This is a genomic window from Kitasatospora sp. NPDC001660, assembly GCF_053596725.1.
This window is the reverse complement of the sequence record NZ_JBSFGU010000003.1, coordinates 277,022-302,726: the sequence shown is the minus strand read 5'-3', so window position 1 is coordinate 302,726 and position 25,705 is coordinate 277,022. Positions and strand designations below refer to the sequence as shown.

27 protein-coding genes are annotated in these 25,705 nt (G+C 72.3%); 11 read left to right on the top strand and 16 right to left on the bottom strand.

Going from position 1 to position 25,705, the window contains the following annotated elements; genetic code table 11:
• Positions 1–123 precede the first annotated feature (123 nt).
• Both ACWCXH_RS04980 and ACWCXH_RS04975 read right to left on the bottom strand, forming a co-directional pair.
• Positions 124–309, bottom strand: a complete 186-nt coding sequence (locus ACWCXH_RS04980) for a DUF397 domain-containing protein (protein WP_449799897.1) — start codon at positions 307–309, stop codon at positions 124–126.
• Positions 302–1,162 (bottom strand): helix-turn-helix domain-containing protein, encoded by an 861-nt coding sequence (locus ACWCXH_RS04975; protein ID WP_449799896.1) that lies wholly within the window; start codon positions 1,160–1,162, stop codon positions 302–304. Before ACWCXH_RS04975 ends, ACWCXH_RS04980 begins: the two co-directional genes overlap by 8 nt.
• A gap of 254 nt (positions 1,163–1,416) precedes the next feature.
• Here ACWCXH_RS04975 and ACWCXH_RS04970 point away from each other — a divergent pair, with 254 nt between their 5' ends.
• Entirely contained in the window at positions 1,417–1,779 is a 363-nt protein-coding gene (locus ACWCXH_RS04970) for an ATP-binding protein (protein WP_449799895.1), read from the top strand.
• A gap of 32 nt (positions 1,780–1,811) precedes the next feature.
• On the top strand, positions 1,812–2,015 hold the full coding sequence (locus ACWCXH_RS04965; protein ID WP_449799894.1) for a hypothetical protein: 204 nt from the start codon (positions 1,812–1,814) through the stop codon (positions 2,013–2,015).
• A gap of 141 nt (positions 2,016–2,156) precedes the next feature.
• Here the strand turns inward: ACWCXH_RS04965 and ACWCXH_RS04960 are convergent, their stop codons facing one another.
• The 5 genes from ACWCXH_RS04960 to hisC all read right to left on the bottom strand — a co-directional run bounded on the left by ACWCXH_RS04960 (position 2,157) and on the right by hisC (position 7,600).
• Positions 2,157–2,828 (bottom strand): hypothetical protein, encoded by a 672-nt coding sequence (locus ACWCXH_RS04960; RefSeq protein ID WP_449799893.1) that lies wholly within the window; start codon positions 2,826–2,828, stop codon positions 2,157–2,159.
• A 9-nt stretch (positions 2,829–2,837) separates the two neighbouring features.
• On the bottom strand, positions 2,838–4,049 hold the full coding sequence (locus ACWCXH_RS04955) for an ABC transporter permease (RefSeq protein ID WP_449799892.1): 1,212 nt from the start codon (positions 4,047–4,049) through the stop codon (positions 2,838–2,840).
• On the bottom strand, positions 4,046–4,852 hold the full coding sequence (locus tag ACWCXH_RS04950; RefSeq protein ID WP_449799891.1) for an ABC transporter ATP-binding protein: 807 nt from the start codon (positions 4,850–4,852) through the stop codon (positions 4,046–4,048). The genes ACWCXH_RS04955 and ACWCXH_RS04950 overlap by 4 nt, the downstream gene beginning before the upstream one ends.
• A 2-nt stretch (positions 4,853–4,854) precedes the next feature.
• Positions 4,855–6,252, bottom strand: coding sequence for a biotin/lipoyl-binding protein (locus ACWCXH_RS04945; protein WP_449799890.1), 1,398 nt, complete (start codon positions 6,250–6,252; stop codon positions 4,855–4,857).
• A gap of 271 nt (positions 6,253–6,523) precedes the next feature.
• Positions 6,524–7,600, bottom strand: a complete 1,077-nt coding sequence (hisC, locus tag ACWCXH_RS04940) for a histidinol-phosphate transaminase (RefSeq protein ID WP_449799889.1) — start codon at positions 7,598–7,600, stop codon at positions 6,524–6,526.
• A 349-nt stretch (positions 7,601–7,949) separates the two neighbouring features.
• Between hisC and ACWCXH_RS04935 the strand changes: the two genes are divergently transcribed.
• From ACWCXH_RS04935 to ACWCXH_RS04925, 3 genes are all read left to right on the top strand, one after another.
• Positions 7,950–9,107: a LacI family DNA-binding transcriptional regulator gene (locus ACWCXH_RS04935; protein WP_051838156.1), complete on the top strand. Its 1,158-nt coding sequence runs from the start codon at positions 7,950–7,952 to the stop codon at positions 9,105–9,107.
• 114 nt (positions 9,108–9,221) lie between these two features.
• Positions 9,222–10,502: a metallophosphoesterase gene (locus ACWCXH_RS04930; protein WP_449799888.1), complete on the top strand. Its 1,281-nt coding sequence runs from the start codon at positions 9,222–9,224 to the stop codon at positions 10,500–10,502.
• Positions 10,503–10,740: 238 nt separating this feature from the next.
• Positions 10,741–11,562 (top strand): hypothetical protein, encoded by an 822-nt coding sequence (locus tag ACWCXH_RS04925; RefSeq protein WP_449799887.1) that lies wholly within the window; start codon positions 10,741–10,743, stop codon positions 11,560–11,562.
• A gap of 188 nt (positions 11,563–11,750) precedes the next feature.
• Here the strand turns inward: ACWCXH_RS04925 and ACWCXH_RS04920 are convergent, their stop codons facing one another.
• Positions 11,751–11,966 (bottom strand): hypothetical protein, encoded by a 216-nt coding sequence (locus ACWCXH_RS04920; protein WP_449799886.1) that lies wholly within the window; start codon positions 11,964–11,966, stop codon positions 11,751–11,753.
• 245 nt (positions 11,967–12,211) lie between these two features.
• Between ACWCXH_RS04920 and ACWCXH_RS04915 the strand changes: the two genes are divergently transcribed.
• Positions 12,212–12,595 (top strand): VOC family protein, encoded by a 384-nt coding sequence (locus tag ACWCXH_RS04915; RefSeq protein WP_449799980.1) that lies wholly within the window; start codon positions 12,212–12,214, stop codon positions 12,593–12,595.
• A gap of 211 nt (positions 12,596–12,806) precedes the next feature.
• On the opposite strand, the gene ACWCXH_RS04910 is transcribed toward ACWCXH_RS04915, so the two are convergent.
• Positions 12,807–13,580 (bottom strand): DUF2637 domain-containing protein, encoded by a 774-nt coding sequence (locus tag ACWCXH_RS04910; protein WP_449799885.1) that lies wholly within the window; start codon positions 13,578–13,580, stop codon positions 12,807–12,809.
• Between the two features lie 88 nt (positions 13,581–13,668).
• Positions 13,669–13,926 carry a hypothetical protein gene (locus tag ACWCXH_RS04905; RefSeq protein WP_449799884.1) on the bottom strand — a complete coding sequence of 86 codons (258 nt, stop codon included), beginning with the start codon at positions 13,924–13,926 and terminating at the stop codon, positions 13,669–13,671.
• Positions 13,927–14,022: 96 nt separating this feature from the next.
• Between ACWCXH_RS04905 and ACWCXH_RS04900 the strand changes: the two genes are divergently transcribed.
• Entirely contained in the window at positions 14,023–15,618 is a 1,596-nt protein-coding gene (locus ACWCXH_RS04900) for a terminase gpP N-terminus-related DNA-binding protein (protein WP_449799883.1), read from the top strand.
• A gap of 205 nt (positions 15,619–15,823) precedes the next feature.
• Here the strand turns inward: ACWCXH_RS04900 and thiC are convergent, their stop codons facing one another.
• Positions 15,824–17,638, bottom strand: a complete 1,815-nt coding sequence (thiC, locus tag ACWCXH_RS04895) for a phosphomethylpyrimidine synthase ThiC (protein ID WP_449799882.1) — start codon at positions 17,636–17,638, stop codon at positions 15,824–15,826.
• Between the two features lie 228 nt (positions 17,639–17,866).
• On the opposite strand from thiC, the gene ACWCXH_RS04890 reads away from it, so the two are divergent.
• Positions 17,867–18,067, top strand: coding sequence for a hypothetical protein (locus ACWCXH_RS04890; protein WP_449799881.1), 201 nt, complete (start codon positions 17,867–17,869; stop codon positions 18,065–18,067).
• A 176-nt stretch (positions 18,068–18,243) separates the two neighbouring features.
• Entirely contained in the window at positions 18,244–19,701 is a 1,458-nt protein-coding gene (locus tag ACWCXH_RS04885; protein ID WP_449799880.1) for an SPFH domain-containing protein, read from the top strand.
• Between the two features lie 135 nt (positions 19,702–19,836).
• On the opposite strand, the gene ACWCXH_RS04880 is transcribed toward ACWCXH_RS04885, so the two are convergent.
• From ACWCXH_RS04880 to ACWCXH_RS04870, 3 genes are all read right to left on the bottom strand, one after another.
• Positions 19,837–20,037, bottom strand: coding sequence for a DUF5326 family protein (locus ACWCXH_RS04880; RefSeq protein WP_449799879.1), 201 nt, complete (start codon positions 20,035–20,037; stop codon positions 19,837–19,839).
• Between the two features lie 192 nt (positions 20,038–20,229).
• Entirely contained in the window at positions 20,230–20,892 is a 663-nt protein-coding gene (tenA, locus tag ACWCXH_RS04875; protein ID WP_449799878.1) for a thiaminase II, read from the bottom strand.
• Positions 20,893–20,972: 80 nt separating this feature from the next.
• Positions 20,973–21,290: a cupin domain-containing protein gene (locus tag ACWCXH_RS04870; RefSeq protein ID WP_449799877.1), complete on the bottom strand. Its 318-nt coding sequence runs from the start codon at positions 21,288–21,290 to the stop codon at positions 20,973–20,975.
• A gap of 126 nt (positions 21,291–21,416) precedes the next feature.
• Here ACWCXH_RS04870 and ACWCXH_RS04865 point away from each other — a divergent pair, with 126 nt between their 5' ends.
• Positions 21,417–21,797: a phage holin family protein gene (locus ACWCXH_RS04865; protein WP_449799876.1), complete on the top strand. Its 381-nt coding sequence runs from the start codon at positions 21,417–21,419 to the stop codon at positions 21,795–21,797.
• A gap of 191 nt (positions 21,798–21,988) precedes the next feature.
• Positions 21,989–22,531 carry an NUDIX domain-containing protein gene (locus ACWCXH_RS04860; protein ID WP_449799875.1) on the top strand — a complete coding sequence of 181 codons (543 nt, stop codon included), beginning with the start codon at positions 21,989–21,991 and terminating at the stop codon, positions 22,529–22,531.
• A gap of 7 nt (positions 22,532–22,538) precedes the next feature.
• On the opposite strand, the gene ACWCXH_RS04855 is transcribed toward ACWCXH_RS04860, so the two are convergent.
• Positions 22,539–24,134, bottom strand: coding sequence for a globin domain-containing protein (locus tag ACWCXH_RS04855; RefSeq protein WP_449799874.1), 1,596 nt, complete (start codon positions 24,132–24,134; stop codon positions 22,539–22,541).
• A gap of 231 nt (positions 24,135–24,365) precedes the next feature.
• Entirely contained in the window at positions 24,366–25,700 is a 1,335-nt protein-coding gene (locus ACWCXH_RS04850; RefSeq protein WP_449799979.1) for a dihydrolipoamide acetyltransferase family protein, read from the bottom strand.
• Between the last annotated feature and the right edge of the window lie 5 nt (positions 25,701–25,705).

The window sequence follows — 25,705 nt, the reverse complement described above, 5'->3', positions numbered from 1 at the left end:
GTGACCACTGGAGCCACCCGCGCAGGAAGTCGACTCGGTCGACTTCCTGCGCGGGCGGGGCGATGTGGGGTTGGGTTGCGGCCCCTCGCGCGGAGGAGCGCGAGGGGCCGCCGGAACGATTCGCTAGGCGTCGAGCTCGCCGGCCTTCGCGCTCTGGAGGAGCTTGGCGAACCTGAGCGGGGTGGTGCGGATGATGACGTCGCCCTCATCGGACTCGCGGAGTTCGACCAACCCGTCGATGGCACGGACTTCGACGCAGTCCGAGTTCGCACCGGAGTAACTGGACTTCTGCCAGACAGAGTTAGGCATACTTGCTTTCCAAATCATCTTTGATGGATCGAACGAACTCTCGGGACTCGTCTTCTGAGAGGGCTGCTGAGTCGAGCCGAGCGAGCATGGCACGGAACCGGGCGGTGTGGGCCGGTGCATCGAAGAGCAGGTTGCCGAGAGCCGAGTCCATCTGCACCGTATCGAGCTCGGGAATCGGGCCTTCAACATGCGTGAAGTTCTCGTAGTTGAGCGGAAGCGTATCGACATCGAACAGCACGACTCGAACCGAGATGGTCGACCGCTCGGAGTCCTCGATGAGGCTGCGAAGCTGTTCGGCTTGGACCTTGGGTCCACTGAACTGCATGCGCAGAGCCGCTTCGTGGATGTATGCGGAGTACGGCGTCGCGCCGGATCGAACAATGGCTTGGCGCCGCATGCGGAAGGCTGTTCTCAGTTCCACCTGGTGACGCGGAACAGGCGTCAAGGACCGAGCAAAGACAGCTGATGTATACGCGTTGGTCTGGAGAAGCCCAGGGATGAAGGCCATTGTGTAGGTCGAGAGCCTGTGTGCGCGGCCTTCGATCTCGGCGACTTCAAGAAAGTCGTCCGAGAGGGTCCCCCGGTACTCCTCCCACCAACTTGCCTCTCGGTCCCTGGTCATGTTGGCAAGCGCGTTGATCAGGGGCTCGTTGGCGCACATGCAGGCAGCCGCGATCTCGCGCAGGCGCTCCTCGCTGACAGCGGACTTCCCGTTCTCCATCTGGGTCACCAGGGCAGCCGTCACCCCGAGCAGACGGGCGAGCTGGCTGCCACCGAAGCCGGCTTGCTCTCGCATCCTCCGCAGTTCGGCACCAAGGCGGCGCTGGCGGAGGGTTGGGGTTCGAAGGGCCATGAGGACAGTGTGCCGCGCCACTCGGCAACGTCCTACCTGAGGGGGAACCTTCTCGCATCTCGATTAATTTTAAGAGTCGATGCGCTATGGTCGATGTCACATCGACCCGACGGATCGTCAGTAATGCCTGCATGTCGGGCAGTAGGCGCCTGCTGCCCGGGCACCGAAGAGCAGCCATCCCACGGCCTGGCTCACGGCGACGTATCCGCCGTCTCCCTCCCCTCTCTCCACACCACCGCCTCATGGAGGTTCCCGTGTGCAGCTTCAACACGCCCTCGCTCGCGCTCTCCCGGCAGGCTCTCAGGGCCGGGCTCGTCCGGGCCGGGTGGGACTCCGAGACCATCCTCAACGCCGAGCTCGCGCTCGTCGAGCTCATCGTCAACGCCTGGCGGCACGGTGACACCGCCGCGCCCGTCGTCTTCTACTCGCTCTTCGGCGGCACGCTCCGCGTCTCCGTCTCGGACGAGAGCTCCGTCCTCCCCGAGCAGCGCACGCCCGCCGACCTCGCCGAATCCGGCCGGGGGCTTCAACTCGTCTCGGGGCTCACCCACCGGTGGGGTGTCGAGCCCCAGAAGCGCGGCAAGAACGTCTGGTACGAGCTGGACTCCGCCGCGTGAACCACCGACCCATTCCACCCGACGATCCCCGGATGCGCGACTACAGCCAGGCGCAAGTCTGCTCGCTCCTCGGCGAGTTGCGTACGCGTGGCCGCCCCTACGGGCTCCTCTGGGGCTCGGCGGCCACCACCGAGACCACCCTCGACGGGCGCATCCTCGTCGACTTCGGCAATGCCCCCGTGAGCACCTTGCTCAACCTCCTCCACCTCATCCGCGACGCCGAGGGAAACGAGTGAAGTTCTTCGTCGGGGCCGCCCTCGCCACCGTCGCACTCGGCGTCGTCGCGACGCTCACGATGCCGCGCTCCGACGACAGCGACGAATAGAACGCACGAAGGCCCTCGCCCGTGCAGGGCGAGGGCCTCGCGGCGAACGGGGTCAGCCGCTGGACGGGGTCCGGTTGCCGCCACCGCCCCCACCGCCGAAACCACCGCCGCCACCGCCGAAGCCGCCGCCCATGCCGGCGGCGCCTTCGACGAGTTGGCTGGCCGCGTAGCCACCGCTGGCGTCGGGGGTGCCGACGACGGTCACGCTCTGGCCGGGCTGCAGGTCCGCGACCTTGCCGTCCTTGTTGAGCTGGACCTTCGTCGCGTCGCCGGTGGTGACCTTGACGGTGTTGCCGTTGGCGTCGGTCAGGTAGACGGTCGTGCCGTCCACGGCCTTCACCGTGCCGCGCGTGAAGCCGGGCTGCCCGCCCTGGCCCTGCCCGCCCTGGCCGCCCTGACCGCCGCCACGGCGCGAGCCGTTGCCCTGGCCGCCCTGACCGCCGTAGCCGCCCTGGCCGCCCTGGCCGCCCTGACCGCCCGCCGCAGCACGCTGGGAGCCGGCAGCAGCCGACGCCCGGGGTGCGGAGGAGGCGGAGCCGTTGTTCTGCTGGTACCAGACCCCGCCCGCGAACGCGCCCGTGGCGATCACGCCACCCGCGAGGAGGAGCGAGAGCCAGGGCAGCGGCCGGCGCGGCGGCGCCGCGAGCTCGCCGGCGATGTCCCGGGCGTCCGGCGGGGTGGCGAGGAGCGCGACCTGTTCGGCCGGGTCGTTGATCTCGGTCATGATCGTGTCCTACTCGTGCCGGAGGGCGTCGATCGGCCGCAGCGAGGCGGCCCGGTTGGCGGGGTAGCTGCCGAAGAAGAGCCCGATGGCGACGGCGATGCCGAACGCGCCGAGCACCGACTCGGGGATCACCACCGGCTTGATGCCGACGATGCTGAAGTGCGAGCCGGCGATCCCGGCCGCGACCCCCAGCCCCGCACCGATCACCGACAGCAGCGTGGATTCGGTGAGGAACTGCCCGAGGATGACCGCGCGCGGCGCACCGAGCGCCTTGCGGATGCCGATCTCCCTGGTCCGCTCGGTCACCGTCACCAGCATGATGTTGGTGATCCCGATCCCGCCGACCAGCAGCGAGATCGCCGCGACCGCGCCGAGCAGCACGGTGAACGTCTTCGTCGTGCTCTCCCGGGCGGTGAGCAGCGAGGCCTGGTTGGTGATCCGGAAGTCGGCCTTCGTCGGGTCGGCGATCGCGTGGGCCGCGAGCAGCACCCGGGTGATCTCGGACTGGGCCGCCGTCGTGCTGTCCGCCGAGGTGGCCTGCACGAGGATCTGGTTGACCGGGCCGAAGCCGGTGAACGCGTTCTGCACGGTGGGCAGCGGCGCGATCAGGACGTCGTCCGGATCGGTGAAACCGCTGCCGCCCTTGGCCTGGAGCACGCCGACCACGGTGAACGGCGTGCCGCCGACGGTGATCTTCTTCCCGACCGGGTCCTCGGTGTCGAACAGCTGCTTGGCGGTGGTGGCGCCGAGCACCGCGACCTTGCGCGAGCCGAGCACGTCGTCGTTGGTGAAGTACTCGCCGTGCGCGACCTTCTGGTTGGCAGTCTCGAAGTAGGCCGGGTAGGTGCCGACGATCGAGCCGGGGCTGTACGAGACGTTCCCGTACAGCGCGGTGGCGCTGGTGGTGACGACGGGTGCGACGGACTTGACCGCGGCCGGATCGGCCTGCGTCGCCAGCGCCTTGGCGTCGGCGACGGTCAGCTTCTTCACCGACGAGGTGGCGCGCGATCCGCCGTTCGCCGAACCGGAGCTGACGGTGAGCGAGTTGGTGCCGAGCGAGGTGATCGAGTCCTTCACCGCGACCGACGAGCCGTTGCCGACGGCCAGCAGCAGGATCACCGAGGCGACGCCGATCAGCACGCCGAGCATGGTGAGCGCCGAGCGCACCTTGTTGGCGGCGAGGCCGCCGACCGCGAAGCGGAGCATCTGCCAGACGATCACGCCGGCACCCCCAACTCGTCCAGGAGGGGCGGCGGCCCGTCCACCGGGGCCTGCCGGACGTCGCTGACGATCTGGCCGTCGACGAGCCGCAGCACCCGCTTGGCGTGCCGGGCGACCTCGTCCTCGTGGGTGATCAGGACGACGGTGCGGCCGGTGGCGTTGAGCCGGTCGATGATGGCGAGGACGTCCTCGGTGGCGCGGCTGTCCAGGTTGCCGGTCGGCTCGTCGGCGAGCAGCATCGCGGGCGCGGTGACCAGTGCCCTGGCCACGGCGACGCGCTGCTGCTGGCCGCCGGAGAGCTGGTTGGGCCGGTGGCCGGCCCGCTCGGCGAGCCCGACCAGCGAGAGCGCGGCCAGCGCCCGGCGGCGCCGTTCGGCGGCGCGCACGCCCGCGTAGGCGAGCGGCAGCTCGACCTGGGCGAGGGCGGTGGTGCGCGGCACCAGGTTGAAGGACTGGAAGATGAAGCCGATCTTGCGGTTGCGGACGAGCGAGAGCTGCCCCTCGTCGAGGTGGCCGACGTCGATGCCGTCCAGCTGGTAGCTGCCGCCGGTGGGGACGTCGAGGCAGCCGAGGATGTTCATCAGGGTGGACTTGCCGGAGCCGGAGCTGCCCATGACCGCGACGTAGTCGCCCTGGTCGATGTCCAGGGCGACGCCGAGCGGCGCGCCGGTCGCCGGGTCGGCCGGGCCGCGCAGCGCGTGCACGGTGGCGTCGCCGTGGCCGTAGGCCTTGGTGAGCCGGCGGATCCGGATGACGGGTGGCGGGGGACCCGAGGGCACCCGCTTGTCGATGACGTGACGCATGCTCAGCCCTTGCCGCCCCGGCCGCTGCCGCCGTTGCCGCCACCACCACCGGGGATGCCACCGCCGAAGCCGCCCGCGCCGCCGCCGAACCCGGCACCGCCGCGACCGCCCTGGCCGCCGCCCTGCCCCGGGAAGGAGCCGTTCGGGAAGCCGTTGCCGCCGCTGGTGGTGGGGAGTTCGACCTTGTCGCCCTCCTTGAGCCCGGTGAGCACCTGCACGGTGCTGTCGCCCTCGACGCCGACCGTGACGCTCACCCGCTGCGTGGAGCCGTCCGGCTGCACCACGTTCGCCGTCCGGCTGCTGCCGGTGCCGGCGAGCGCGGAGGTGGGCAGCGAGAGCGCGTTGTCCGCCTCGCCGGTGACCACCGAGACGGTCGCGCTGAGGCCGGTGCGCAGGGTGCTGGTGTCGCCGCTGATCTGCAGCGTCGCCGCGTACTGGACGGCCGACGAACCGGCGCTGCCGCCGCCACTGCTGCTGGGCAGCGAACTGACCGACAGGACGGTCGCGTTGAGCTTGGTGTCGGACTGCGCGTTCAGCGCGACGGTGGCCGCCTCGCCCTTCTTGAGCTTGAGCGAGTCGAGTTCGGAGAAGTTGGCGGTGACCTGCATCCCGGTCGGGTTGGTCAGGACGATGAAGCCGCTCGGCGTGCCGCTGCTCGAACTCGCGCTCGTCCCGGTCGACTTGCTCGATCCCGCGGTGGTGGAGGACGACCCGCCGCCGACGGTGTCGCCGACCTTCGCGGAGACGGACGCGACGGTGCCGTCCACCGAGGCGGTGAGCGTCGTGCCGGCCAGCGCCGCCTGGGCGTTGGCGACGTTGGTCTGCGCCGTGGCGACCTGCTGCTCGGCCGAGGCGACGGCCGCGTCGTCGACCTTGGTGGTGGTGATGGTGGTGGTCTGCGGAGCGGGCGCGCTGTTCCCGCCCGCTCCGCGGCCCCCGGCACCGGCGCTGGGACTGGGGCCGGCGGCGGCGCTGCTCTGGGGCAGCGGCTCGGTGGTCGTGGTGGTGACACCGGCCTGGGCCTTGGTGAGGTTGGCGTTGGCCGTGGTGAGAGCCGCGTTGGCCGCGTCCACCTGCTGCTGGGCGGCGGTGGTGTCGACGGTGGCCAGCACCTGGCCCTTCTTCACGGTGTCCCCGACCGAGACCTTGACGGCCGTGAGCCGGCCGCCGGTGGTGAAGTCCTGGGCCGCGTCGGTGGGCGACACCAGCGTGCCGGTTCCGGACACGGTGGCCAGGACCGTCCCCTTGGCCACGGTCGCGGTTCGGGCCTTCGGCTGTCCTGCGGCCACGCTCGGCCCGCTGTTCACCGTGGTGTACGCCAGGGCGGCGCCGCCCAGCAGGGCCACGCCCAGGGCGGAGTTGACGAGGACGGCGCCTCGCCGTCGTGGGAGCACCTTCATGCCGGAAAGCTTCGCCGGGCGCTCTTGCGTCGGCCTGGGCGCGGGCTGGGAGAAAACTGACCGGGCGGATCCGGACATTCCGGTCGCACCGGCCCCTTCGCGCGGGCCGCTTGGCCGCCGCCTGGCCGGCCGTTGGCCGAACTCCCAGCCCACTCCCAGCGATCCCCAGGCATCCGGCAGCGTCCGGCAACACGCCGGCAGCATCCGGACCGTCCCGGAACGCCGCAGGGGCGCACCGCACACGCGGCACGCCCCTGTCGACGGACGGACGTCAGAGCGTCTTGCGGAACGCCTCGGCCACCGCGAGGAAGATCGAGTTGCCCTCGGCCTCGCCGATCGACACCCGCACGCCCTCGGGGAACGGCCGGACGATCACGCCGGCCTCGGCGGCCGCGGCGGCGAAGTCCGCCGAGTGCTCGCCGAGCGGCAGCCAGACGAAGTTGGCCTGCGAGTCCGGGATGTCCCAGCCCTGGGCGCGCAGCCCGGCCACCACCCGGGCGCGCTCCTCGACCAGCGCGTCCACCCGCACCTTGAGCGCGTCCTCGGCGCGCAGCGAGGCGACCGCGGCGTTCTGCGCGAGCTGGCTCACGCCGAACGGGACGGCGGTCTTGCGCAGCGCGGTCGCCACCGGCTCGTGGGCGATCGCGAAGCCGACGCGCAGGCCCGCGAGGCCGTACGCCTTGGAGAAGGTGCGCAGCACGCAGACGTTCGGGCGGTCCCGGTAGAGGTCGATGCCGTTGGGCACCTCGGGGTCGCGGATGAACTCGATGTATGCCTCGTCGACGACGACCAGCACCTCGCCGGGCACCGCGTCGATGAAGCGCTCCAGCTCGGCGCGGTGGATCACGTTGCCGGTCGGGTTGTTGGGGTTGCAGACGAAGACCAGCCGGGTGTTCGGCGTGATCGCGGCGAGCATCGCGTCCAGGTCGTGGTCACCGCCGGCGGTGATCGGGACCGGGACGGGGGTGGCGCCGGCGACCTGGGTGATGATCGGGTACGCCTCGAAGGAGCGCCAGGCGAAGATCACCTCGTCGCCCGGGCCGGCCGTGGCGAGGATGAGCGACTGGGCGACGCCGACCGAGCCGGTGCCGGTGGCGATGTGCTCGACCGGCACGCCGAAACGCTTCGCCAGTTCCTCGGTCAGCTCGTTGACCGCCATGTCCGGGTACCGGTTGAACGAGCCGGCCGCCTTGACCGCCGCGTCCAGGACGCCGGGCAGCGGCTCGTACGGGTTCTCGTTGGAGGACAGCTTGTAGGCGTCGGCGCCGGCCGGCTTGCCGGGCTTGTAGGTGGGGATGCCGTCCAGGGTCGGCCGCAGCCGCGGGCCCTGCGCTGACGTGTCGGTCACGGTCCTGCTCCTTCTCGATCTTCTCGATCTCCGCGCCTGGTGGGCGCTCGATGTCCGGTGCGCGTCCTCCGGTGCGGGTTCCTCCGGTGCGCACGCCCCGGACCACCCCGGTCGGGTGCCCTGCACGATACCGACCGCCCTCACCCGTAGGAGTGAGATGACCGGTCGGGTTACAGGCGCAGATCAGCCATTCTGCCGGGTTCCTTTGGCACATGTCAGAGGTAAGACGGCAGGTTTCGGGCCGGTATCGAAGGGGCGCACCCCGGCTCACTCGTGGAGAAACGTATCTCCAAGGGCTCCCGATGCGCCGGTCACAGAGCCTTGTCAGGAGCCATACGATCGGTCCGCCATGACAGCAGCAGCCAACCAGAGCGGTCGGCGACCCACCACCTCACGGCGTCTGGAGCGGGCCGGCATCCGGGATGTGGCAGCAGCCGCCGGAGTGTCGATCACCACCGTCTCCGATGCGCTGAACGGAAAGGGCCGCCTGCCCGACGAGACCCGCAGCCGGGTGCGCGAGGTCGCCGAGCGCCTCGGCTACCGCCCCTCGGCGGCGGCCCGCACCCTGCGCACCGGACGGTCCGGCCTGATCGGGCTGACCGTCACGACCTACGGTGAGGAACCGTTCACCTTCACCGAGTTCGCGTACTTCGCCGAGATGGCCCGCGCCGCCACCAGCGCCGCCCTCGGCCGCGGTTACGCGCTGGTGGTGCTGCCCGCCTCCTCCCGGCACGACGTCTGGGGCAACATCGCCCTGGACGGCACCGTGGTGATCGACCCGCCCGACCAGGACCCGCTGGTCAGCGAGCTCTACCGGTCCGGCGTCCCGGTGGTCAGCGACGGCAAGCCCGGCAACTGCCCGGTCACCGCCTGGGTCGACAACGACCACGAGGCCGCCGTGCTCGGCATCCTCGACCACCTCTCCGAGGCCGGCGCCCGCCGCATCGGCCTGCTCACCGGCACCAGCACGGACACCTACACCCGGCTCTCCACCGAGGCCTACCTCGGCTGGTGCGCCAAGGTCGGCCAGGAGCCGGTGTACGAGGCCTACCCCGCGCACGACCCGGCCGCCGGCGCCGTCGCCGCCGACCGGCTGCTCGCCCGCCCCGACCGCCCCGACGCCGTCTACGGCCTGTTCGACCCCAACGGCACCGACCTGCTCGCCGCCGCCCGCCGCTACGGCCTGCGGGTGCCCGACGACCTCCTGCTGGTCTGCTGCAGCGAGAGCGACGTCTACGCGACCACCGAGCCCCCGATCACCACGCTCTCGCTCAAGCCGCGCCGGATCGGCACGACCGTCGTCAACCTGCTCATCGACGCGATCGAGGGCGTCGACTCCGGGACGGGCGTCGACATCGCCCGGCTCTTCCCGCCCCGCTTCCGCACCGCCGGCACCGGCCCGCCGCCCGGCACCCTGATGCCCACCGAGCTGATCGTCCGCGCGTCCTCCCAGCGCCGGAGTCCGCGCACCACCGTCAGTCCTCCCCGCCCCCCGGGCGAGGTCTAGACCATACCGAGCCGGGACAAATCGGACCCTGCGGGACGACCCGGCTGACGCTCCGGAGGATTGGATACCCACCAGGTGACGACGCCGGGAGAGTGGTCTTCCTATGATGGGCGAATGACACCCGAGGACCGCTTCCCTGGGCCTGAAGACCCCTTCTCAGGCCCCTGCCACCAGCCGGACCTCGATGTGCTGCCGTACGGCACCTACTACGAGCCGGATCCGGCCCCCGGCTACGCCGGAGCGCCGTACGAAGCGGAGACCTACAGCGGCTACGGCGGCGCACGCTACCTCGAACAGCACTGGCCCTCCGACAGTCAGACGCACGGGCACACCATGCACGCCCCGGGGCACGCGCCGGTGTTCAGCCGCCAGGACCACCCCGGCTACGAGCCGACCCTGCCCGACCAGCCCTCGCCGGCCCTCCAGCTGCCCGACGCGCCGCCCGACGGCCTCCCCGACACGCTGACCGACGGGATCCCCGGCCAGCTCCCCGGGCGGGACGACCCGCCGACCATCGAGCTCGGCCCGCCGCTGCCCGAGCCCGCCACGCCCACCTACCCGTACCCGGCCCCCGGCCCCGGCGAGCCGCCCGGCCCGCTCTACGTCGTCGGCGACGTCCACGGCTACCTCGAAGAACTCGTCGCCGAGCTCCGCCACCAGGGCATCATCGACGCCGACGGCCACTGGTCCGCCGGCCGCGCCCGGATCTGGTTCCTCGGCGACTTCACCGACCGCGGCCCCGACGGCATCGGCGTCATCGACCTCGTCATGCAGCTCGCCGCCGAGGCCGCCGCCGCCGGCGGCTACTGCCGGGCCCTGATGGGCAATCACGAACTGCTCTTCCTCGGTGCCGCCAAGTACGGCGACGAACCCGTCCAGTCCACCGCCGGCACCGCCTCCTTCCTCGCGGCCTGGCGGCTCAACGGCGGCCAGCAGCACGACCTCGACCGGCTCCAGGCGCACCACATCAGCTGGCTCTCCCGGCTGCCCGCCATCGCCATCGAGGACGGCCACCTGCTGCTGCACTCCGACACCACCGCCTACCTGGAGTACGGCGAGTCCATCCCCGACGTCAACGACGCGGTGCACAGCCTGCTCGCCGACGAGGGCGTGGACCAGTGGTGGGACTGCTTCCGCCGCTTCACCAAGCGCTTCGCCTTCCGCGGCGACGCCGGCCCGATGGCCGTCCACGAGCTCCTCGACACCTACGGCGGCACCCGGATCGTGCACGGCCACAGCCCGATCCCGTACCTCACCGGCGCGGTGCACGCCGACGACGGCACCCCGCCGCACATCCCCGGGCCGTACGTCTACGCCGACGACCTCGCGGTCGCCATGGACGGCGGCGTCACCATGGAAGGGCGCCTGCTCGTCGCCCGACTGCCCGTCAACTGACGTCACCCGCCGACACATCCGCCGAACGGGTGTTCCCGGCGCCCGGGCCGTCGCACGCGCGCGGCCCGGGGCGCGAAATTCCGGAAACCGACTGTCAGCGCAGGCACACCCGCCCCTACCATGAGGCACACCACGAGCGGCCGCCCGTCCGGCGGCCCGCCTCCGCGCCCGATTCGGCGCCCCTGCGGGCCCAGCCCGCGGGGCGGAGCGAACCGGGGTCCGCATGAACGGGGTCCCCATGACCAACCCCCCGCCGCTGCACGCCGAGGACCGCCCGGAGTACGAGCGCCTCCTCGCCGAGGCCCTCCGCGACGGCACCGTCCTCACCGCCCTGCGCGCGCCCGGCGCGCTCACCGTCGGCCAGCTGCGCATCCGCGCCCTGCGCGACGCCGACGGCGTCGCCGCCGCGGCCGCCACCGAGTACGAGCACTACACCCGGCTGCGCGACAGCCTCCGCAACACGCCCCCGCCGGCCGAGGGCGTCGAACCCACCGCGCCCGGCCTGCTCGCCCAGCTGCGCTCCGCCGACGGCGGCGCCGGACTCTTCCCCGTCCTCACCGTGCTCACCCCGATCCTGGCCTGGGCCGCCGCGCTGGTCCTGCTGCTCCTCGGGTACGCCCTGCGCGCCGCCGACTCCGGGCTCGTCCTCGCCCGCTCCCTGCTCACCGCCGGCTGGGTCGCCCTCGCGGCCGGCGTCGTCGCGATGACCGTCGGCATCGTCGGGCTCGTCCTCACCGCGTTACGCGATGGCTCCGGCGCCCCCGCGGGCACCGACCCCGTCCTCGCCGCCGAGCTCGCCGACGCCCGTCGCGCATGGCGCACCGCCCTGCGCGACCGCGGCCTCCTCCCCTACCTGCACGCCAGCCTTCCGGCCGTCCCCGCCCACCGCCCGGACTTCACCGGCCCCGGCTACACCCCACCCGGCTTCACCGGCCCCGGCTCCGGCGGCCTCACCGACCCCGAAGGCCGCACCTCCCGCCCCGCCGCCTTCACCCCGCCCGACTTCACCACCCCGGGCTACACCCCGCCGGGCTTCACCGGCCCCGACGACGTCAGCTGAGGGCCGGCCCGCCCCGCACGCCCCGCGCCGACAAGCGGAGCGCCGCCCCGGGACGGGTCCCGGGGCGGCGCTCATGTCTTCCCGCGGCCGGCCGAGCGGATCACGGCCTCCGCCTCGGCCACCAGCCCGTGGCCGGTCGCCCAGACCCGCCCTACCCGGGCGCGGGCGGGCCGGTGCCGTCCGTCCCGCTACGGCAGGTAGCGTTCGAGCGCCGCCGCGCCCTTCTCCTCGATCTGCCGCTTGGCCCACGCGAGCCGCGCGGGCGTGACGTCGTGCCCGGACGCCATGACGAGGTCCTCGGGGTCGAACGGCCGCTCGCCACCGGTGAACAGCTGCCGCGGGGACGCCTTGGCGCCCCGGTTCGTCTCGTCGGTCGGATCGGTCCCCTTGATCGAGCTGCCCATCGCTGCCTCCTTGGTCGGCCTTCCAACCAGGGTGCCTCCGTTTTCCCCCGAACGCACGACGGCGGGCCCGGTCGTCGCAATCGGTGCCCGGGTCGCGCCACCGAGTCCCGGGCGGCCGGACGGCCTGCGGCCGGGCGTGCGGTCCCGCTCGAAGCCCACCGAGGTCATCCGGCGTTGATGCCGGCCCGCGTCAGGCGGATCGTGGAGGACGTCACCTTCCCGCCCCGCCCCGGAGCCGCCCCATGCTGCGCGTCAAGGCCTTCGACCACCTCGTGCTCAACGTCGGGGACGTCGAGCGCTCCCTCGCCTTCTACACCGGCCTGCTCGGCCTGGCCCCGGTCCGCGTCGACGAATGGCGGGCCGGAACCGCCCCCTTCCCCTCCGTCCGGGTCAGCCCCGACACCATCATCGACCTGGTCCGCGGCCCCCGCGGCGGGTCCAACGTCGACCACCTCTGCCTGGTCGTCGAGCCCCTCGACTGGCAGGCCGTCGTCGACTCCGGCGCCTTCACCGTCCTCGACGGCCCGGGTCCCCGCTACGGCGCCCGCGGCACCGGCACCTCGCTCTACGTCCGGGACCCGGACGGCAACACCGTCGAACTCCGCTGGTACCCCCAGGACGCGGCCTGATCCCGTGCGGACGGCCGCGACCCGACACCGGCCCGCGCCCCCTCGGGGGAGAGCGCGGGCCGGTGTCGGATCAACGGATCAACGGCGGTCACCACGACGCGTCGGTCCGCCGTTCGGTCGTTCCCCCGCCGCCCGGGTGTCCGGGGCGGTCATCGGAACCCGTCGGGCCCGCACCGCTCGCCGCCGTCGACCTGCGACCCGTGACCGCGGTTCACCGGCGCGCCCTGTGCCCGGACTGACGGTCCAGACCTTGGCGCGCACCCTTGGCAGCGCTGAGCTGGCGCACCAGTTGGTGGAGTGAGATGACGCCGGTGAGCGGGGGGAGCCCGGCGACGACGACGGCGGACAGCGTCCAGGAGACGTCGGCGACGCACAGTCCGGCCGCGAGGCCGGAGAACAGCACGACCACGACCCAGGAGTGGAACGGCTGACGTCCGTGCTGGACGGCGCGCAGGACCGACAGACAACCCGCGAGCCACGGCCCGTAGATGACCACCGGCCACAACTCCGACAGTCCCTGCGGCACGCGTGAGAATGCCAGTTCCTGCAAGGGGCCGTAGGAGAACACCCAGCCCAGCACACAGGCCGTGGTGACCGTCACCGCCGTCAGCGCGCCGAACATGGCGCTGATCAGCTGGGGCCAGGCCGGGCGGGGGAAGGGAGACCGTCGGCGGTGCCGGGAGGCCGACTGGCCGACCGGTCGGCCGGACCCGGTCGGGCTGGACGAATCGACCGGGGCGCGCGGAGGCGGCACGAACGCCGTCTTGTCCTCCCAACCGCCGGCCGATGTGACGATGGAGCTGAACGCCTGCGCGTCGCCGTACGCGATGCCGACGTCGTAGGCGAAGCCGTCGTCGTACCAGTCGCCCGCCGGACGGGTCGCCTCCCGGATGCGGTCACGGGGCATGGCCCATGTCTCGTCGTTCGACTCGCCGTAGCCGCCGTCCCCATAGCCGCCGAGAAGGTCTGTCACACGGTCGTACACGGCACGCTCCCCACGTGGTCGTCTGGCTGCGGCTTGATCCGGCTACCGGCCCGGGCCCGCGCCGGGGACCTCGGTACGACCGGCGGCGTCATGATTCGTCCGAGAAGAGCAGGGAGCCGATCCGCGCGGTGAAGTCGCTCTCCAACTGGCTGATCTTCCGCACGAGGTCGGCCAACGGGCGCGAGGTGTGCGCCAGGACGACGCGCTCGCCGTTGCGCGACAGGTAGCCGGTGGACACGTCGCCCACGACGTTGCGGCGGTCGGGGACGAAGAGCCACGTCCCGAGCGGGGCGACCGGCTCCCGCACGGGGGGCGGCGAGGCGTGGGGCAGGCATGGTGAGGTCACGGTTCATCAACGAGGAGCGGCGAGCGCCGTTTTTACGGCATTCAGGCGTCCTTCCATATTCGATATCGGAGATGCTCCACAAAACTACCCAGGGGGGTGGCGCAGGGGGGTGGGTGTTTTTTCGTCGACTACAGAACGTATCCAAAGAAGCCAAGTGGGGGTAATCCTATACTCACCACCAGCACTGCTCACCAAAAATCCCCAAGTAAAAGAATTGCAAGAGAAACGTTTCTTCTCCCTGGGCGATGCTATGTTTCCGACTTGCTCTTGGCATATTCATCGACTTGCGTCCGGCCGGCGTCGACCCTGGGAGGCTTCTTGCTCAGCGGGCGGGAATATCTGGAAGCGGTTAGACTTCATCACCAAGGGTGGTCAATAATCAGGATCTCCCGACACCTCGGGCGTGATCGAAAAACGGTGAGGTCCTACCTCCGCGGCGAGCGGACACCGGGCATCCGAATTTCTTCCCAGGACGGCTTCCTCCAGTTCCTGCCGTACTGCCGCCAGCGCCTTGCGGACGACCCGCACCTGGCCGCGACCGTCCTCTTCGACGAGATCGTCGACCTCGGCTACCCGGGCGGCTACTCGACCTTCACCCGGGCCCTGCGCAGACACCAGGCCCGGCCGCGCTGCGAGCAGTGCCAGGATGCGGCCACGACCGCGAGCAGCCCGTCCGCCGCCCAGTGGAGCGAGGTGGCCGTCGAGTTCGACTGGCTGCGGCTTCCCGAGCCGCCGGCGAGTTGGGGCTACGGCAATCGGGCGTGCCTGCTCCTGGGCTCGCTCACCGACCCCGGCACGGACGCCGGCAACGGCATCGGCCGTTGGTCAGTGGCGTTGGCGGAGGACCAGGAGCTGCCCCACCTCGTGGAAGCCGCCGACCTCGTGCTGAGACGGCTCGGCGGCACCACCGGGTGCTGGCGGTTCGGCCGGACGCCGACCGTGTGGTGCCCGAGGACCGACCGGGTGACACCGGCGTTCCGGCAGGTGGCCGGACACTACGGCGTGCGCGTCGAGTCGCGCCTGCCGGCCGACCAGCGTTCGTACACGCGCCGGACCCTCGACGAGGCCCTCCGCTCCTGGTGGCGCGCGGTGACGGACGACACCACCCTCCAGGACGCCCAGGACAGCCTGGACCGGCTCGCCGCGCGGCTGGACACCCGGCGCGGGAGCACCGGCGCCGCACGCCCGGCGGCCGGCGGCCCGCGCACGGGCGCCGCAGCACTTCGGGAGCTGCCCGCCACGCCCTACCCGGCCCGCGTTTGCGCCCGCCGTACCGTCAGCGCCCAGGGCCTGGTGCCCTTCCGCGGCAACTTCTACGCCATGCCGGACCTGGTCGGCGCCCAGGTGGAGGTCTGCCGGCGCCTCGACCAGCCCCACCTGTCCATCGCGACACCCGCCGGAGCCGTCATCGCCCGCTACCCGCTCGCGCCGGAGGGGGCCGGGCAGACGATCGTCGAACGCAGCAGCGCCATCACCGTACTGGAGCGGCGACCGGCACCGGCGCCCACCGACGCCCCGTTCTGCCGACGGAACACGCCGCGTCCGCCGTCCCCGCAGGCCCTGGCCGAAGCCGACGTGCTGCGCGCCCGGTTCGAAGTCCCGCCCACCCGTCACCCCGGCAAGGAGCAGAACGTCGCGACGGCACGGGTGCCCGCCCAACGGGACCGCCCGGGCGACAACGCCGGGAGCTGAGCCGCCGCCACGCGCTTCACCCGCGGTGGCTGCGACGTTGTGGACGGTGTACGGCCCGGTTTCCCACCGCGTGCCGGGCCACGTCGGCAGACCGAGCCTCCCCGGCCCTGCGAAGCCGCATCGGCAGAAACCCCGAAGGACGCGACGGGGTGCCGTCCTGGGATCTCAGGCATCCCAGGACGGCACCCCGTCGTGCGGCAGTGGTTCAGTCAGCGAGCGGGAGGTAGACCCGGTTGCCCTGGGCCTTGAACTCCTCGGACATGGCCTGCATGCCGGCCACGGCGTCCGCGTCGTACCCGGTGTCCACGGCCGTGGAGCCTTCGCCGTGCTCGTCGCGGATCTTCTGGGAGATCTTCATCGAGCAGAACTTCGGACCGCACATGGAACAGAAGTGCGCGGTCTTGGCAGGCTCTGCGGGGAGGGTCTCGTCGTGGAAGTCGCGCGCGGTCTCCGGGTCGAGGGCCAGGTTGAACTGGTCCTCCCAGCGGAATTCGAAGCGGGCGTCGGAGAGGGCGTCGTCCCAGGCCTGGGCGCCGGGGTGGCCCTTGGCGAGGTCGGCGGCGTGAGCGGCGATCTTGTAGGTGATCACACCCGTCTTGACGTCGTCCCGGTTGGGCAGGCCCAGGTGCTCCTTGGGCGTCACGTAGCAGAGCATCGCGGTGCCCCACCAGGCGATCATCGCGGCACCGATGCCGGAGGTGATGTGGTCATAGCCGGGGGCGACGTCGGTGGTGAGGGGGCCGAGGGTGTAGAACGGCGCCTCGTCGCAGATCTCCTTCTGGAGATCCATGTTCTCCTTGATCTTGTGCATCGGGACGTGGCCCGGGCCCTCGATCATCACCTGGACGTCGCGCTCGCGGGCGATCCGGCCGAGCTCGCCGAGGGTCTGCAACTCGGCGAACTGCGCCTCGTCGTTGGCGTCGGCGATGGAGCCGGGGCGCAGGCCGTCACCGAGCGAGAAGGTGACGTCGTAGGTGGCGAGGATGTCGCAGAGCTCCTCGAAGTTCGTGTAGAGGAAGTTCTCCTGGTGGTGCGCGAGGCACCAGGCCGCCATGATCGAGCCGCCGCGCGAGACGATGCCGGTCTTGCGGCGGGCGGTCAGCGGGACGTACCGCAGCAGCACGCCGGCGTGGACGGTCATGTAGTCGACGCCCTGCTCGCACTGCTCGATGATGGTGTCCCGGTAGACGTCCCAGCTCAGCTCCTCGGCCTTGCCGTCGACCTTCTCCAGGGCCTGGTAGAGCGGCACGGTGCCGATCGGCACAGGGGAGTTGCGCAGGATCCACTCACGGGTGGTGTGGATGTTGCGGCCGGTGGAGAGGTCCATGACGGTGTCGGCGCCCCAGCGGGTGGCCCAGGTCATCTTCTCCACCTCCTCCTCGATCGAGGAGGTGACCGCGGAGTTGCCGATGTTGGCGTTGATCTTCACCAGGAAGTTGGTGCCGATGATGGCCGGCTCCACCTCGGGGTGGTTCACGTTCACCGGGATGACGGCCCGGCCGCGGGCCACCTCGTCGCGCACGAACTCGGGGGCCAGGCCCTCGCGCAGGGCGACGAACTCCATCTCCGGCGTGACGATCCCGCGCTTGGCGTAGGCGAGTTGGGTCACGGCGGCACCGCCGCGGCCGCGCAGCGGGCGGCGGGGGCGGCCGGGGAAGACCGCGTCGAGGTTGCGCAGGTTCCCGCCGCGCGGCGAGGTGTGCTTGATCCCGTCGTCCTCGGGGCGGGCCTCGCGGCCGTCGTACTCCTCGACGTCGCCGCGCTGGCGGATCCAGGCGTCGCGCAGGGCGGGCAGTCCGCGGCGCACGTCGGGCTCGTAGCCGGGGTCGGTGTACGGGCCGGAGGTGTCGTACAGCGGGACGGTCCTGCCGTTGGTGAGCACCACCTCCCGGAACGGGACCCGCAGGTCGGGGCGGGATCCCTCGCGGTGGGCCTTGCGCCACGCCGGGGTGGGGTAGCCGGTGCCGGCGCTGCTGGGGGCGCTCTGGGCAGACTGCGGCTGTGCGTCGAACGTGGTCATCTGACCTTCACTCCCTACGCCGGCATTACCCGGTCCAGGTTCCTGCGGTCGACGCAGCCTCCGGTCCGTCCGTCGACGTACCGTTCAGCGCCCTCTCAGCCCGGTGCTCCGAGCTCCCGCGTCCGCAGGCGGTGTTGCCTGCACATGACGCCCAACACCGTAGCGAGCCGATCGCCGCAGGTCCAGAGGGGCTTCCGGTGGGCGGTCGGTGGGCGCAGACTGGGCCGCATGATCGGACTGACGGGGCGGGTCACGGGGAAGGTCGGCGCGGGACTGGTCGGGGAGGTGCTGGTACACGTGCCCGAGCGGCAGGGGACGGAGGCGTTCCTGGCGTACCTGGCGGTGCCGGGGGAGCCGCTGCCGACGGGCACGCAGGTGGTCGTGGTCGAGTACCAGGCGCCGCGCACGGTGTTCGTGGCACCGGTCTGACAGCCGGTCTCCCCCCACTGTCACGGGCCCGTGGCACGGCCGGGACGAAGTCACGACGTCATCTACTGGCGCACGCGCACGAACAGGCGCAGAATCTCCGCTGCCACCGCGTCCGCGCACTCCTGCACAACCACGCGCAGCCACGGAGCGGTGTGCCCTGAAGGGGGAGTCGGCCGATGTTGATCGGCGTCGTCGCGGGGGCCGTGGTGGCCTCCGTCATCATCCTGATCATCCTGTTCAAGCTCATGTGGCGGGTCGCCGAGCCGAACGAGGCACTGATCATCTCCGGTTCGAAGCACGGGGACGGCCTGGGCTTTCGGATCGTCACCGGGCGCGGCACCTTCGTCGTGCCGGGCATGCAGGCGGTGCGCCGCCTGTCGCTGGACCTCAACGAGGCCGAGCTGGACGTCGAGTGCGTGACGTCGCAGGGCATCCCGGTGCACGTCAAGGGCGTTGTGATCTTCAAGGTCGGCGACGACCCGGTGTCGATCGCCAACGCCGCCCGGCGCTTCCTGGACCAGCAGAAGCAGATGGGCATGCGGGTGCACAACGTGTTCGCCGGTCACCTGCGCTCCATCGTCGGCGGCCTGACGGTCGAGGACATGATCCGCGACCGCGAGCGGCTGACCGGCGAGACCCGGGCCGCCTCGGGCGCCGAGATGGAGAAGCTCGGTCTGATCATCGACTCGCTGCAGATCCAGGAGATCCTGGACCCGACCGGCTACATCCGCAACCTCGCCGCCCCGCACGCCGCGGCCGTCCAGCGCGACGCCCGCATCGCGGCCGCCGCCGCCGACCGCGCGGCGACCGAGGCGGAGCAGGAGGCGTTCGCCCGCAAGGCCGAGGCGACGCGCAACAGCGAGATCCAACAGGCCGCCTACCAGGCCGAGATGGACACCGCGAGCGCCCGTGCCCGGCAGGCCGGCCCGCTCGCCGAGGCGGCCGCCCGGCAGGAGGTCGTCGTCCAGGAGACGAAGGTCGCCGAGCTGGAGGCCCAGCGCAAGGAGCAGCAGCTCCAGATCGACATCCGCAAGCCGGCCGACGCCAAGGCGTACGAGACCCGCACCCGCGCCGACGCCGAACGCGACGCCCGGATCTCCTCGGCCCAGGCGCACGCCCGGGAGACCGAGCTGCGGGCGGCGGCCGACGCCAGCCAGGTGAAGATCGCCGCGGCCGCCGAGGCGGAGGCCACCAAGGTGCGCGGCCTGGCCGCCGCCGAGGCGACCAGGGCCACCGGCCAGGCGGAGGCCGCGGCCGTCGAGGCCCGCGGTCTGGCGGACGCGGAGGCGGCCCGGGCGCTCGGGCTGGCCAACGCCGAGGGCATCCGGGCCCGCGCCGCGGCCCTCGCCGAGAACCAGGACGCCGTCGTGGCACAGGAGTTGGCGGAGAAGTGGCCGGAGATCGTCCGGGCCGCGTCCGAGTCCTTCGGCAACGTCGAGCACATGGTGCTGCTCAACGGCGCGGACGGCATGGGCGAGATGTTCGCGAAGGCGCTCACCATGGGCGGCACCGGCCTCGGCCTGGCCCGGCAGCTGCTGAACACCATGAAGGAGCGGGAGCCCTCGGGTGACGCCCCGGCCGACGCCCCGGCGAAGGTGGTGCAGCAGGTCCAGCAGGTCCGCATCGAGGAGTGACCGGGAAGCGGACGCCCGCGATCGGGTAGCCGCCCGTGCCCACCTGAGGCCCCGTGCCCAGGTGGGCACGCCTCGCCTGAGGCCCGGCGCCCCATGAGCGGGACACCGGGCCTCAGGCAGGACCACAGGGGTTCGTCAGAGCTTTGCTGCCTTCTTCACCAGGATGACCACCGCCGCGGCGATGCCGACGACGACCAGCAGCTTGATCAGCATGCTCAGCAGCGCACCGACCACGCCGAACACGAACGTCACGATGTTCCAGGCCAGCACCAGGACCAGCACCGGGACGACGATGTTGCGCACCCAGGAGGGCAGCGACTTCCAGAGCTCAGCCATGTCCGTTCCTTCTCTCCCCTCGGGCCGGCTGCCCTTCGGTGCCGCATCCCGCTTGCTTTCGATGCTTCGATCGTACGGGGGCGCAAGTGCCGGAACGAGGCCCAACGGCCCGGAGAGAACCCCGAGATCACCCCGACCCCGGCCCCCGGGGATGCCCCTGGGGGCCACCCCCGCGGCAGCCTCGGTCCGGCCTCAGACCGGCCAGCGCTCACCCCGCCACGCGGCGTCCCAGAACATCCACTCGTAGCGCGAGGTGGTCGTGAAGTGCTCGACCACCCGGCGGCGCTCGACGGGGGAGAGCTCCTCGCCGATCCGGTCGGCGAGCGCCAGCACGCGCCGCACCACGGACTGGAACGCCTCGTCGCCGTAGGTCGCGATCCACTGGGCGTAGAGCGGGTCCGGCGAGCCCTGGGCGAGCAGCGCCTCGCCGACCCGGGCGTAGATCCAGTAGCAGGGCAGCACCGCGCCGAGCGCCTCCGCGAAGGAGCCGCCGTAGACGGTCGCGAGCAGGTAGCTGGTGTAGGCCCGGGTGGTGGGCAACACCGGTTCGTCGGCCGCCTGTTCGGCGCTGCCGCCGAACGCGGTCATGAACTCGGCGTGCATGCCCTGCTCGGCCGCGATCGCACCGACCGCGTCGTCCGCGAAGGCCCGTACGTCCTCCTCGCCGGGGGCCTTGGCCGCGCAGACGGCGAGCGCGCGGGCGTAGTCGCGCAGGTAGTGCGAGTCCTGCACGACGAAGTGGCGGAAGGCCTCGCGCGGCAGGGTGCCGTCGGTGAGGCCGCCGATGAACGGGTGGGCGAGGATCTCTGCGTAGACCGGCTCGATCGCCGACCAGAGCTCTTCCGTGAGACTCATGTGACCGCCTCTCTCCCAGCCTCCGGCCGGGGGGTGTTGCTTCGCCCGCTCATAGGACCGACCCTGGACGACCCCGGGCATCAGCCCTCCGGCGGCGAGAACACCACCAGCACCCGCAGCTCCTCCGTGACGCGGTGGAACCGGTGCGGCGTCCCGGCCGGCACGTACACGACGGTGCCGCGCCCGACCGTCGCGGTCTCGCCGCCCACGGTCAGCTCGGCCCGGCCGCTGATCACCTGGTAGATCTCGTCCTGGTCGTGCGCGGTCTGCGGGTCGGTGTCGCCGGGGGAGAGCGCGTACAGCCCGGCGGACATCCGCGGTTCGCGCAGGAACCGCAGGTACGCGCCGTCGTTGGCCGCGCGTTCGGCGTCGAGTTCGTCCAGCCGGAACAGCTTCACCGGTGCCGTCGCTCCTTTCCTGCCCGCTTCGGGGTCCGCGTCCACCTCCGGGACCACCGGCATTCAACACCACCATGCCCGACGGGAGCTTCCCTGCGCGCCCGGCGGCCTGCCAGGCTGGGCGCCATGAAGGGTTTCGTTCTCAAAACGCTGATCAACGCGGTGGCCATCTGGGTCGCCGCCTGGATCGTCACCGGCATCCAACTCACCGACGGCAACACCGACTGGCAGCACAAGGCGCTCACGGTGGTGGCCGTCGCGCTGGTCTTCGGCGTGGTGAACTGGCTGGTCAAGCCGGTCGTCAAGCTGTTCTCGTTCCCGCTGTTCATCCTGACGCTGGGGCTGATCACCTTCGTGATCAACGCCCTGATGCTGCTGCTGACCTCGTGGGCCTCGGGGAAGCTCAACCTGGACTTCCACGTCACCGGCTTCGTGCCGGCACTGCTGGCCTCGCTGATCATCAGCCTGGTCTCCTGGGGCCTGCACCTGGCCCTGGACGACGACTGAGCACGGCCGGGCCGCGCCGCGGGAAGGGCCCGTACCCGGGTGGTCCACCGGGGACGGGCCCTCCCGCTCCTCCGGCGCTCACCCCGCGTCCTCACGTCCTCCGGCGAACGGATGCACCCGGCCGGGTCGGCGTTTCGGGCCCGGCCCGGTGCGGGAGACTCCCGCACAACGCTCGCGTCCCGGAGGTGGCCATGGGCCCCGACAACCGCACCACGCCACCCCGCCCGGTCGTGAAGCGCACCGCGCGGGCGATCCTGCTGGAGCTGGACCCGGACGATCCGCACGGCCCGGCCAGCCTCGTCCTGATCCGCCGGGTCCGGCCCGGCGCGCCGCACCCGTACTGGATCACCCCCGGCGGCGGGGTGGAGCGCGGGGACCGGACGGTGGTCGAGGCGCTGCACCGCGAGGTGGACGAGGAGCTCGGCGGCAAGATCGTCGACATCGTGCCCGCGTTCGTCGACACCATCAGCCACACTCACCACGACGACGGCACGCTGCTGCACCCGCACGGGGTCAAGGTGCAGCACTTCTTCGTGTGCCGCCTCGCCTCGATGGACCTCAGCCGCCGGCACGGGCCCGAGGTGGACGAGCCGAACGGCGAGTACGAGGTGGTCCGGCTGCCCTTCACGCGGGAGGGCGTCACCTCGGTCAACATCGTCCCGCCCCGGCTGCGGGCCTACCTGGCGGCCAACATCGAGGGCATCCGCGCCCTGCTCGCACCCGATCTCGGCTGACCGACCCTCAGCCCGCCGCCAGGTCGCCCACCAGGTCGTGCCGGATCCGCTCCGCCGGCACCCCGGAGCGCAGCAGCACCCCGACGCTCCGGCGGACCATCGCGGCCGGCCCGCTGAGCACCGCGTCCCGGCTGGTCCACGGGCCGAACCCGCCGACCACCTCCGGGAGTTCGCCGGTCAGCGCGCCCTCGGCCGGGCCGGTGCCGGACACCACCGGGCGCACGGTGAGCCACGGGTGCCGCCGGGCCAGTTCGCGCAGCCCGTCCAGCTCGTACAACTCGGCGGCGCGGCGGGCCCCGTAGAACACGTCGACGCAGCGGCCGGGCATGCCGTACTCGGCGGCCTCCTCGACCATCGCGCGGATCGGCGCGATGCCGGTACCGCCGCCGAGGCAGAGCAGGTCGGCGCCGGAGCCGTGGTCGACGGTCATCGCCCCGGTCGCCGGGCCCAGCCGCAGGACGTCCCCCGGCGCGGCGCGGTGGACGAGCGCGTTGCTCACCCAGCCCGCCTGGACGGCCTTGACGTGGAAGGTCAGCAGCCCGTCCGGCCGGGGTGCCGAGGCGAACGAGTAGTGCCGCCACACCCGCGGCCACCAGGGCGTCTCCAGGCTCGTGTACTGCCCGGCGCGGAACGGGTAGGCCTGGTCCGGGCGGACGGTGATCACCGCGACGTCCCGGGTGCGGCGCTCGTGCCGCACCACCTCGCCGTACCACCAGGGCGGGCAGGTGCGGGCGGCCTCCTCGGCGGCCTCGATCATGATCGACGAGACCAGCCGGTAGACCCGGCGCCAGGCCAGCTCGGTCGCGGCGTCCCAGCGGCTGCCCGCGTACCTGGCCAGGGCCTGCACCAGGCACTCCCCCACCGGACCGTAGTGGCCGGTCAGCGTGCCGTACCGGCGGTGGCCGCGGCCGAGCGCGCCCAGGTGGGCGCGCAGGGCGTCCGGGTCGTCGGCGCCGCGGGCGGCGGCCAGCAGGGCGCGGAAGAGGCGGTCGCGCTGGACGTCCATGGCGGCCGGGAAGAGCGCACGGACCTCGGGGTGGTGCAGGAAGATCAGCGCGTAGAAGTGCGCGGTGGCCCGGTCGGCGACGGGCTCGACGACGGCCAGGCTGGTCCGGATCAGCTCGATGTCCCGTGCGGTGGGCGGTAGTTCGGCGGCCGAGCCGGGCACGGGTCCGGGGCCGAGCGCGGCGGGCGCCGGCCCGCCTTCGGAGAGGGCCCGCACGGCCCAGGCCTGACTCCAACTGTCGTCGGGTCCGGCCCAGTTGAGGCTGGGGGCATCGGTGAAGAGCGGCCGGAACGGCGCGGCGGCGGGCGGTGCGACGGGCTCCGGGAAGCTCGGCGCGGGGACAGCCGGCGGCTGGGCCGGCGGGTCCGGGACCGCCGGGCGCACCGGGCCGGTCACCAGGCCCGGCACCGCCGGCAGGACGGCCGTCGGCGCCTCCACGGGCGGGAGGTCCGGCGGGTCGAGCGGCATCGGGGGCGGCTCGGCGGCCTCGGCCCGCTCGGCGTCCGGGTCCGGGGGGAGCTCCGCCAGGCCCGGGACGGAGGCGACCCCCGCCGAGCCGTGCCCGGTGCGGACCAGAAGTGTTCTGCGGGGCTTCACCGCAGCGTTTCGAGTACCCAAGAGAATCGTTTCGCCTCCGGCCGGCCTGCGCCACCACCTGGCTTGTCCCTGTTGACGCCTAGGCAGCGTGGCACGCCCGGACTGCTCATCCGACAAATCGCGCGAAGCCCGGACACCCGCCCCCGGGACGCGCTACTCTCACCCGGTCCGCGGTAGCCCTGAGTGGTCCCCCCGTCCACCCAGGGCTACCGCGCCCAGGTGGAGGACCGCTCAGAGCTGCCGCAGCAGCATCCCCGGCCGCTCCACGCAGTCCGCGACGAACCGCAGGAACCCGCCCGCCGTTCCGCCGTCGCAGACCCGGTGGTCGAAGGTGAAGGACAGCTGCGTCACCTCGCGCACCGCCAACTGGCCCTCGTGCACCCAGGGTTTGGCGACGATCCGGCCGACGCCGAGCATCGCCGCCTCGGGGTGGTTGAGGATCGGGGTGGAGCCGTCCACGCCGAACACGCCGTAGTTGTTCAACGTGAAGGTGCCGCCGGTCAGTTCGGCCGGTGTCAGCGAGCCGTTGCGGGCCGACTCGGTCAACCTGCCCAGCTCCTCGCCGAGTTGCTCGGTGGTCCGCACGTGCGCGTCCCGCACGACCGGGACGACGAGCCCGCGTTCGCCCTGCGCGGCGAAGCCCAGGTGCACCGCCGCGTGCCGGATGATTCCCGAACCGTCCTCCGTCACACTGGAGTTGAGTTCGGGGAAGCGCGCCAGGGCCACCGTGCAGATCCGGGCGAGCAGCGCCAGCACGCTCACCTTCGGCCCCGGCGTGGCGTTCAACTGCCGCCGCAGCGTCATCAGTTCGGTGGCGTCCACGTCCACCCAGCAGGTCGCGGCGGGGATCTCCCGGTGGCTGCGGCTGAGCTTCTCCGCCACCGCCTTGCGCAGCCCGCGCAGCGGGACGACGCCCTCGGCGGCGGCCGCCACGGGAGCCGCCGGCGACGGGGGTCCCCCCAGCCGGAGGCCGGGGGAAGGAGCGGCGACCTTGGCCGCGACCGCCCGTTCGACGTCCGCGCGCATGATCAGCCCGTCCCGCCCGCTGCCGGTGACCGCCGTGAGGTCGACCCCCTGCTCCCGGGCCAGCCGCCGCACCAGCGGCGAGACCACCGGCACCACGGTGGGCGCCGCGACCGCGACGGGCGCGGGCGCAGCAGGAGCGGGAGCGGGTGCAGGAGCGGGAGCGGGCGCAGGAGCAGCGGAAACCCCCACCCGGCGCCGCCGCACGCCCCGCGACTCCGCGACCCCGTACCCGACCAGCGGGCGCTCCACGTCAGCGGCCGGCGCAGCGGCGGGGGCGTCCGTCGGCCCGTCCACCGCGGCCACCGCGACCGTCACCAGCGGCTCGCCCACGGCGATCTCCTCGCCCGGCTCGCCGTACCGCGCGGTGACCACCCCGCCGTACGGGCAGGGCACCTCCACCACGGCCTTGGCGGTCTCCACCTCCACCACCGGCTGGTCGACGGCGATCACCTCGCCCACCTCGACCATCCAGCGCACCACCTCCGCCCCGGTCAGTCCCTCACCGAGGTCGGGCAGGGTGAACTCGCGCACGACGGGCATCATCC